Source organism: Mesorhizobium sp. M7A.F.Ca.AU.002.02.1.1 (assembly GCF_003998535.1).
Lineage (GTDB): Bacteria > Pseudomonadota > Alphaproteobacteria > Rhizobiales > Rhizobiaceae > Mesorhizobium > Mesorhizobium ciceri.
Genome location: NZ_RZPB01000208.1, coordinates 1 through 8,382, shown reverse-complemented (window position 1 = coordinate 8,382; position 8,382 = coordinate 1). Strand labels below are relative to the sequence as shown.

10 protein-coding genes and 1 pseudogene are annotated in these 8,382 nt (G+C 63.5%); 9 read left to right on the top strand and 2 right to left on the bottom strand.

What is annotated here, in order from left to right:
- From EN879_RS15045 to EN879_RS15010, 8 genes and pseudogenes are all read left to right on the top strand, one after another.
- Positions 1-228 (top strand): annotated as a pseudogene (locus tag EN879_RS15045) (cysteine--tRNA ligase); the annotation flags it as partial.
- Entirely contained in the window at positions 225-611 is a 387-nt protein-coding gene (locus tag EN879_RS15040) for a VOC family protein (RefSeq protein ID WP_013532560.1), read from the top strand. The pseudogene EN879_RS15045 and the gene EN879_RS15040, both read left to right, overlap by 4 nt.
- Before the next feature lie 6 nt (positions 612-617).
- The gene (locus tag EN879_RS15035) at positions 618-1,109 is read left to right on the top strand and encodes a GFA family protein (RefSeq protein WP_013532559.1); all 492 of its coding nucleotides are present in this window, start codon (positions 618-620) and stop codon (positions 1,107-1,109) included.
- Positions 1,106-1,582: a GFA family protein gene (locus EN879_RS15030; RefSeq protein WP_013532558.1), complete on the top strand. Its 477-nt coding sequence runs from the start codon at positions 1,106-1,108 to the stop codon at positions 1,580-1,582. Before EN879_RS15035 ends, EN879_RS15030 begins: the two co-directional genes overlap by 4 nt.
- Positions 1,579-2,535, top strand: a complete 957-nt coding sequence (gene pip, locus EN879_RS15025; RefSeq protein WP_013532557.1) for a prolyl aminopeptidase — start codon at positions 1,579-1,581, stop codon at positions 2,533-2,535. Before EN879_RS15030 ends, pip begins: the two co-directional genes overlap by 4 nt.
- Positions 2,532-4,154: a citramalate synthase gene (cimA, locus tag EN879_RS15020; RefSeq protein WP_181172691.1), complete on the top strand. Its 1,623-nt coding sequence runs from the start codon at positions 2,532-2,534 to the stop codon at positions 4,152-4,154. The genes pip and cimA overlap by 4 nt, the downstream gene beginning before the upstream one ends.
- 83 nt (positions 4,155-4,237) lie before the next feature.
- Positions 4,238-5,164: an EamA family transporter RarD gene (rarD, locus tag EN879_RS15015; protein WP_013532555.1), complete on the top strand. Its 927-nt coding sequence runs from the start codon at positions 4,238-4,240 to the stop codon at positions 5,162-5,164.
- A gap of 9 nt (positions 5,165-5,173) precedes the next feature.
- On the top strand, positions 5,174-5,860 hold the full coding sequence (locus tag EN879_RS15010) for a glutathione S-transferase family protein (RefSeq protein ID WP_013532554.1): 687 nt from the start codon (positions 5,174-5,176) through the stop codon (positions 5,858-5,860).
- Between the two features lie 16 nt (positions 5,861-5,876).
- Here the strand turns inward: EN879_RS15010 and EN879_RS15005 are convergent, their stop codons facing one another.
- Positions 5,877-6,875: a transporter gene (locus tag EN879_RS15005; protein ID WP_063167702.1), complete on the bottom strand. Its 999-nt coding sequence runs from the start codon at positions 6,873-6,875 to the stop codon at positions 5,877-5,879.
- 173 nt (positions 6,876-7,048) lie between these two features.
- Positions 7,049-7,339 carry a muconolactone Delta-isomerase family protein gene (locus EN879_RS15000; protein WP_013532552.1) on the bottom strand — a complete coding sequence of 97 codons (291 nt, stop codon included), beginning with the start codon at positions 7,337-7,339 and terminating at the stop codon, positions 7,049-7,051.
- A 110-nt stretch (positions 7,340-7,449) separates the two neighbouring features.
- Here EN879_RS15000 and EN879_RS14995 point away from each other — a divergent pair, with 110 nt between their 5' ends.
- Entirely contained in the window at positions 7,450-8,334 is an 885-nt protein-coding gene (locus tag EN879_RS14995; RefSeq protein ID WP_013532551.1) for a LysR substrate-binding domain-containing protein, read from the top strand.
- Positions 8,335-8,382 lie beyond the last annotated feature (48 nt).

Genomic DNA, 8,382 nt, shown 5'->3' with positions numbered 1-8,382 from the left:
TCGCTGAAGGCGTCGCTGCTGTTCCTCGGCTTCGACGTCGCGTCGGCGAAGGTTGATGAAGGCCACGTCGGCAAGGCCATCGCCAAGCGTCTCGCGTTCATCGCCGCCAAGAGCTGGGCCGAAGCCGACCGCATCCGCGACGACCTGCTGGCCCAGGGGATACAGTTGAAGGACGGCAAGGATCCGGTCACAGGCGAACGCATCACCACCTGGGAGGTAAAAAGATGATCGATCATCTCGGCATCAACGTTGCCGATTTCGACGCTTCGAAGGCTTTCTATGACAAGGCGATGGCGCCGCTTGGTGCCGCGCTGTTGTATATGGTGCCGCTGGAGTACACCGGCGGTAAAAAGGTCGGTGGCTACGGTCGCGATCGGCCGGTATTCTGGCTGCAGGAAGGCAAGGATGGTCAGAAGGCCCATCAGCACGTCGCCTTCACCGCGCGCAGCCGCGCCGAGGTCGAAGCCTTCTATGCTGCGGCGCTTGCCGCCGGCGGCAAGGACAATGGCGGGCCGGGCCTGCGCCCGCACTATCACCCGGACTACTATGGCGCCTTCGTCCTCGATCCCGACGGCAACAACGTCGAGGCCGTCTGCCATGCGCCGGAGTGATCAGCGATGAGCCTCGACAACCGACCGATCTATACCGGCGGCTGCCAGTGCGGCGCGGTGCGCTTTCGCGTTGAAGGCGCTTTGGGCGACGCTTCGGTCTGCCATTGCCGCATGTGCCAGAAGGCGTTCGGCGCGTTCTACGCGCCGCTGGTTTCGGTGCGTGGCGCCAGGCTCGACTGGACGCGCGGCGAGCCGAAATACTTCCGTTCGTCCAACCATGTCGATCGCGGTTTTTGCGCCGATTGCGGCACGCCGCTGACCTTCACCGCGCCGGACGGGGTTGGCCTCGCCATCGGTGCGTTCGACAATCCAGCGGAGATCGTGCCGCTGATTCAATGGGGGATCGAGGCAAAGCTGCCCTATGTCGACTCGATCCCGCAACTGCCGGGCGAGGACACCATGGCCGACATGTCGTCGGCCTCCTATCTGGCCGATCTCGTTTCCTACCAGCACCCCGACCACGACACCGAACAATGGCCGCCAAAGGAAAGATCATGACCGATCAGGTAAGAACCGGCGGCTGCCAGTGTGGCGCCGTGCGCTTCCGCGTTCATGGAGCGCTCGGCCGTCCGTCCATCTGCCATTGCCGCATGTGCCAGAAGCAGTTCGGCTCGTTCTTCGGCGCGCTGGTCACGGTGCCCAGAGATGGCGTCGAATGGACCCATGAAGAGCCGAGTTACTTCCAGTCGTCGGTCAACATCGATCGTGGTTTCTGCGCCCGCTGCGGCACGCCGCTGACATATCGGCAGCCCGGCGGGCTGGAAATCGCGATCGGTGCCTTCGACGACCGTTCGGACCTGGCACCGCAGATCCAGGTCAACTATGCCGCGCGGTTGCCCTGGGTGGAGACGATCTTCGATCAGCCCGTCCACCAGGATCCTGATTATTACAACAGGCAGGAATCCATCATCTCCTTCCAGCACCCAGACCATGAAACGCCGGACTGGCCGACCAAAGGTTTACAACTATGAGCAGTCAATTGCGTACGCTTTATCCCGAGATCGAGGCGTTCGATTCCGGCATGCTCGATGTCGGCGACGGCCACCAGGTCTACTGGGAGCGTTCCGGCACTAAAGGCGCCAAGCCGGCGGTGTTCCTGCATGGCGGGCCGGGCGGCACCATTTCGCCAAAACACCGGCGGCTGTTCGACCCGAAGCTCTACGATGTCATCCTGTTCGACCAGCGTGGCTGCGGAAAATCGACGCCCAACGCCTCGCTCGAAGCCAATACGACATGGCACCTGGTCGCCGACATCGAACGGCTGCGCGAAATGGCCGGCTTCGACAAATGGCTGGTGTTCGGCGGCTCCTGGGGGTCGACGCTTGCGCTCGCCTACGCCGAGACCCACCCAGAACGCGTCAGCGAACTGGTGGTGCGCGGCATCTACACGCTGACGCGTGCGGAACTGGAATGGTACTATCAGTTCGGCGTCTCGGAAATGTTCCCGGACAAATGGGAGCGCTTCCTGGCGCCGATCCCGGAGGCCGAGCGCAGCGACATGATGGTCGCCTATCGCAAGCGGCTGGTCGGCACGGATCGAAAGGCGCAGATCGAGGCGGCCCGCGCCTGGAGCCTGTGGGAAGGCGAAACGATCACGCTGTTGCCGGAGCCTGAGACAAGCGGTCCGTTTGGGCAGGACGACTATGCCGTCGCGTTCGCCCGCATCGAGAACCACTATTTCGTCCATGCCGGCTGGCTGGAAGAGGGACAATTGCTGCGCGACGCGCACAGGCTGAGCGACATCCCCGGCACCATCGTCCATGGCCGCTACGACATGCCATGCCCGGCGCGCTATGCCTGGGCGCTGCACAAGGCCTGGCCAAAGGCGGATTTCCATCTGATCGAGGGCGCCGGCCATGCTTATTCGGAGCCGGGTATCCTCGACCGGCTGATCCGCGCGACGGACAAGTTTGCAGGCAAATGACCATGACCCGCGAGCGCCTCTATCTCTTCGACACCACATTGCGCGATGGCCAGCAGACGCCGGGCATCGACTTTTCCGTCGAGGACAAGATCGCCATCGCAAAACTGCTTGACGCTTTTGGCCTCGACTATGTCGAAGGCGGCTATCCCGGCGCCAACCCGACCGACACCGCCTTCTTCCAGGAGAAGCGCACGGAGCGCGCCAAATTCGTCGCCTTCGGCATGACCAAGCGGGCAGGGGTGTCGGCGTCCAACGATCCCGGCCTAGCGTCTCTTGTGCAATCGAAATCGGATGCCATCTGCTTCGTCGCCAAGAGCTGGGACTACCACGTCCGTGTCGCGCTCGGCTGCACCAATGAGGAGAACCTCGATGCCATCAAGGCCTCCGTCGAGGCGGCGATCGCCGCCGGCAAGGAGGCATTGGTCGACTGCGAGCATTTCTTCGATGGCTTCAAGGCCAATCCCGACTATGCGCTGGCCTGCGCCAGGACCGCCTATGATGCCGGGGCGCGTTGGGTGGTGCTGTGCGACACCAATGGCGGCACGCAGCCATCGGAAGTCCGCGCCATCGTCGAGAAGGTTATTTTATCAGGCATTTCAGGCGATCATCTCGGCATCCATGCCCATGACGACACCGGCCAGGCCGTGGCGAATTCCCTCGCCGCTGTCGAGGCTGGCGTGCGCCAGATCCAGGGCACGCTCAACGGCATCGGGGAGCGCTGCGGCAACGCCAATTTGATCTCGATCGTGCCAACGCTGGCGCTAAAGCCGGCCTTCGCCGATCGTTTCGAAACTGGCATTTCGGCTGAGGCGCTGACAGGCATTTCCAGGTTGTCGCGCGCATTCGACGAACTCCTGAACCGAGCGCCAGAGGCGCAAGCGCCCTATGTCGGCGCTTCCGCCTTCGCCACCAAGGCCGGCATTCATGCCTCCGCACTGGCCAAGGAGCCGGCGACCTACGAGCACGTCCCCCCCGAAACGGTCGGCAACCGCCGCCGTGTCATGGTCTCGGACCAGGGCGGCAAGGCCAATTTCCTCGCCGAGCTGAGGCGACGCGGCATTGAGGTGCCGAAGGACGATCACCGGCTCGACGCGCTGATATCCGTGGTCAAGGAGCGCGAGGCCGAGGGCTATGCCTATGAAGGCGCCGATGCCAGCTTCGAACTCCTCGCCCGCAAGATGCTGCACGGCCTGCTGGAATTCTTCAACGTCACCTCGTTCCGCTGTATGGTCGAGCGCCGCTTCGACGCCAACGGCCAGTTGAAGACGGTCTCCGAAGCGATCGTCAAGGTGGTGGTCGATGGCGAGGAGAAGATGTCGGTGGCCGAGGGGCATGGCCCGGTCAACGCACTCGACATCGCGCTGCGCAAGGACCTCGGCAAATTCCAGGGCGAGATCGCCGACATGGAGCTGGCCGACTTCAAGGTGCGTATCCTCAATGGCGGTACCGAGGCGATCACCCGCGTTCTGATCGAATCGCATGACGGCACCGGCGCGCGCTGGTGGACGGTCGGCGTTTCCGAGAACATCATCGACGCCTCGTTCCAGGCGCTGATGGATTCCATCGTCTACAAGCTGATGAAGAACCGCGAGATGGCCGGACTGGTGGCCGCCGAATAGGGTTGAACCATCAGCGAAAGTCCATTGATCCATCAGAACTTTGCGATGGTCTTGCCAAGGTGACTGGGCCATAGCGTTGGCCCATGGCCACTGAAGCAATTACCCTGGATGCAGAGTCCAAGGCCCGGCGCGGCTTTCTGCTGGCGCTCGGCGCCTATCTGCTATGGGGATTGCTGCCCTTCTACATGAAGGCGGTCGCTCATCTGCCGCTCGCGGAAGTCATTGCCCATCGCATCGTCTGGTCGGTGCCGATCGCCGCCGCCGTTCTGATCTGGGCCGGCCGCACGGCGGATTTCAAGGCGGCGCTTCGTTCGCCGCGCACCATCGCCATGGCCGCGCTGACGGCGGCGCTGATCTCGGTCAACTGGGGCATCTATGTCTGGGCGATCGCGGTCGACCGCACCGTCGAAACCGCGCTCGGCTACTACATCAATCCCCTGGTCAGCGTCGTTGTCGGCGCGCTGCTGCTCGGCGAGCGGCTCGACCGGCTGCAGATCGCGGCGGTGGTGCTGGCGGCCGTCGCCGTCGCCGTGCTGACCATCGAAGGCGGCAAGCTGCCCTGGGTGTCGTTGGCACTGGCGTTTTCCTTCGCCGCCTACGGCTTCTTCCGCAAGACGCTGCCGATCGGCCCGAGCCAGGGATTTTTGCTCGAAGTCCTTCTGCTGTCGGTGCCGGCACTTGGCTACATAGTCTATCTCATCGCGACCGGACAGGACCACATCGTATCCAGCAGTGGCACGGATACGGCGTTGCTGATCGGCTGCGGTCCAGTCACATCGGTGCCGTTGTTGCTGTTCGCCTTCGGCGCCAAGCTGCTGCGGCTGTCAACCATCGGCATCATGCAATATATCGCGCCGACCATGGTGTTCCTGATCGCCGTTCTGATCTTCGACGAGCCTTTCGGCACCATCCAGGCCATCGCCTTTGCGCTGATCTGGGCGGCTTTGGCAGTCTATTCCTGGTCGATGTTGACGACAGCGCGACGCGCCGCGCCGCAGCCCGCACGGTAAGGGGGTTCGATGTACCTGCTGCATATCGCCAACAAAAATTATTCCTCATGGTCGCTGCGGCCCTGGGTGCTGATGCGCGCGCTGGATATCCCATTCGAGGAACGGCTGACGCCATTCCCGACCGGATCGAGCTGGGATCTGTACCGTTCCTTCTCACCGAGCGGCCGCGTGCCGTGCCTGGTCGACGACGGCTGGGCGGTCTGGGATTCGCTGGCCATCGTCGAATATCTGGCCGAACGCCACCATGGCGTGTGGCCCGTCGAAGCCAAGGCGCGCGCCTGGGCGCGCTCGGCCGCCGCCGAGATGCATTCGAGCTTCACCGCATTGCGCAGCGCCTGTCCGATGAGTTGCGGCGTGCGGGTAGAGCCGTTTCCGATGTCCGATGCGCTGAAGCAGGACCTCTTTCGCCTCGGCGACCTCTGGAATGATGGTCTTGCTCGTTTCGGCGGGCCATTTCTGGCGGGCGCTCATTTCACCGCAGTAGATGCTTTCTTTGCCCCGGTGGCGTTCCGCGCACAGTCTTATGGGCTCTCCTTCGAGGGTGCGGCTGCAGCGTATCCGGCGCAGTTGCTTGCTCTGCCGGCGATGCGCGAATGGCATGCGGCTGGGCTTGCCGAGACCTGGCGCGAGCCCGATCACGAAGCGGAAGTGGCCGCCGCCGGCACCATCATCGAGGATCTTCGCGCCACTGCGTGAAAGCTGCCGGCGGGTGCTACATCTGTCCGAGCCGCCTGACAAAGAGATAGGTCGCGCCCGCGATCACCATCGACACAGCCGTCACCACCCAAAAGCCCATTGGCGTGTCGACCAGCGGCAGGCCCCCAACGTTCATGCCGAACAGGCCTGAGATGATGGTCATCGGCAACAGCACCGCCGTCATCACCGACAGGACGTACAGCAGCCGGTTCGACTGCGTCGTCAGCTTTGCCATAAGCTCGTCCTGCAATAGCCGGGCGCGCGCCTGCAATTGCTCGCCGTCATAGTGCAGCGTCTGCGCCCGGTGTGAAAGGCGCGCGGCCATGTCGTTGATGCTGTCTGGCAGGTCGTTGCGGTGCGAATGATCAAGGTGACGGAACAGATTGGTCAGCGTCGCCATCTGCCTGTGGATCACCACCAGATGCCGGCGCGCGTCGACCAGGGATTGCCGTTCATTGTGCCATGCGTCGCAGACGATACGGTCTTCGATGCCGTCGAGACTGTCGCCGAGTGCCGCAAGTTCCGCCACCATGCCATCGAACGACTGGCCGACGACAGCCTCGATCAACTCGGCTGGCGAGCGGAACTTGCGCGATCCATTCTCGATCGCCTTGCGGATGTTGTCGACCGACTGCAGCGGTTGCTTGCGGGCGCCGACCAGCATCGTGTCATTGAGCGCGAAGCGGAAATGGCCAAGCCCGCCCGCTTCCGCCGAATAGTCATGGCGCAGGTCCGGCAGATCGCCATAGAGCCAGTCGTCCTCGAGGTCGATGTGGCAGCCATGGCTGGCGGACAGGAAAGCTTCACGCGCCGGTGCCGGCAAAACCCGATCGGCGCCGATTTCGTGACGGGCCCGCATGTCGGAAAGCTGGTAGCTGCGCCATGTCCAGTGCGCGGCGGCGGCGTCCCTGGTTCGCACGCCCTCAGCGGTGAAGTGATAGATGAAGAACAGTCCGTGCTCGTCGGGCAGGTAGGGCGAGAGATCGGTGCCTTCCGGGGCGAGAGTGATGTCCATGGGCGGTGCCAGATGCATGTTCCGAAGATGGCGCCGCACGGCGGCTGCCTGATACTGATTCCTAGCACGCGCGAAGCCGGTTTCGTGTGACGGTTTCTTGACAGCCGATCACAGTCTGTCGATCCCCGTGTCAATCCGGGGGTGACGCCTTCGTCACCCCCGGATGTGCCCTGTCAGTGCTTCGGGCCGAAGCCGGGGTAGGGCTTGAGGGGCACGATTGCGGCAATGTCCATCATGCCGGCCTTGACCAACGGCAAGGTGGCGAGGTGGCCGCGAACCTCAGCATCATCAGCAGCCTCGAGCATCATGCCGCTGCCCGGGATGTCGCCTCGGTTCCACACCTGACGTACCGCCCCTTCGGCGTAGAGCGTGCGCCGCTGTTCGGCTTCGCCGGGCAGAAGTGGAGCGAAATCGGCATCGGTAAATTTTTCGGTGTTGCGAGCGAGAAGGGCAAAGAACTGCATGGCGGTCTCCTTTGGTTGGGATGGCCGATTATCGCTTTTGGCTGGTCAGACAGTCCAAGACTGATTAGGATAAAGTTGAGACCCAAAGGGACTTGAGCCTTGGAGGAGAAATGTTCGACCTGCGCCAGCTCCGCTATTTCGTCACGGTCGCCGAAACCGGAAATGTCGGGCGCGCAGCCGAAATGCTGCATATTTCCCAATCGCCACTCAGCCGGCAGATCATCCAGCTCGAGGAGCAGTTGGGTGTTTCCCTCTTTGAGAGGTCGAAGCAGCGGGTCCATCTCAACGCCGAGGGCCGCGCCTTCCTCACCGAGGCCCGCGCGCTGCTGTCCAATGCGCGACGTGTGGAGGAGTTCGGCCGCAACCTGGCCAGCGGCGCCGTCGGCCGGCTCGCCATCGGCTATGTCGAAGGGGCCGTTCATGCCGGGCTTGTCGCCGGGATGCTGCGCCAGTTCCGTCGCGACCGGCCGGATTTCCACCTGCAGCTGAGAAGCCTGCGCTCGGCGGCGCAGTTGGAAGGGCTACGGCAGCGGTCGCTGGATCTGGGCTTTGTCTACTCGCCGCCACCCGATGATGATCCGGATGTCGCCGCCATGGCGCTGCGGCATGAGCCGCTGGTGCTGGCGATCCCCGAAGATGACCCACTCGTTGAAGTGCCAGAGATCGGGCCTCACCATCTTGACGGTCGCACCTGGATCACCGTCGTGCGCCAGCCGGACGACACCAATCGCGGCCAGTTCCTTGCCGCCTGCGCCAAAGCCGGCTTTTTGCCCGACATCGCCTATGAGACGGCGGACCCGCTGACCTCGCTCGGCCTTGTCAGCGCGGGTCTCGGCTTGGCGACGGTGCAAGCCAGCCTGCGTGCCGCTGCGCCGCCGCGGATCGTGTTTCGCGACCTGCCGTGGCTCGAGCGCACGGTTTCACTCCATCTCGCCTGGCGGCGTCATGACCGGCGCGCGGTGATTGCCGATTTGCGGCAGGCTGCGGCGGAGTAGGGGAATAGGGGAGTAGGGGAGTAGGGGAGTAGGGAACAGGGGAGGTAG

What these genes read in the sequence shown, in the direction of transcription:
- EN879_RS15040 (WP_013532560.1), top strand. Translation starts at nt 225, where the DNA reads ATGATCGATCATCTCGGCATCAACGTTGCCGATTTCGACGCTTCGAAG.
- EN879_RS15035 (WP_013532559.1), top strand. Translation starts at nt 618, where the DNA reads ATGAGCCTCGACAACCGACCGATCTATACCGGCGGCTGCCAGTGCGGC.
- EN879_RS15030 (WP_013532558.1), top strand. Translation starts at nt 1,106, where the DNA reads ATGACCGATCAGGTAAGAACCGGCGGCTGCCAGTGTGGCGCCGTGCGC.
- pip (WP_013532557.1), top strand. Translation starts at nt 1,579, where the DNA reads ATGAGCAGTCAATTGCGTACGCTTTATCCCGAGATCGAGGCGTTCGAT.
- cimA (WP_181172691.1), top strand. Translation starts at nt 2,532, where the DNA reads ATGACCATGACCCGCGAGCGCCTCTATCTCTTCGACACCACATTGCGC.
- rarD (WP_013532555.1), top strand. Translation starts at nt 4,238, where the DNA reads ATGGCCACTGAAGCAATTACCCTGGATGCAGAGTCCAAGGCCCGGCGC.
- EN879_RS15010 (WP_013532554.1), top strand. Translation starts at nt 5,174, where the DNA reads ATGTACCTGCTGCATATCGCCAACAAAAATTATTCCTCATGGTCGCTG.
- EN879_RS15005 (WP_063167702.1), bottom strand. Translation starts at nt 6,875, where the DNA reads ATGGACATCACTCTCGCCCCGGAAGGCACCGATCTCTCGCCCTACCTG.
- EN879_RS15000 (WP_013532552.1), bottom strand. Translation starts at nt 7,339, where the DNA reads ATGCAGTTCTTTGCCCTTCTCGCTCGCAACACCGAAAAATTTACCGAT.
- EN879_RS14995 (WP_013532551.1), top strand. Translation starts at nt 7,450, where the DNA reads ATGTTCGACCTGCGCCAGCTCCGCTATTTCGTCACGGTCGCCGAAACC.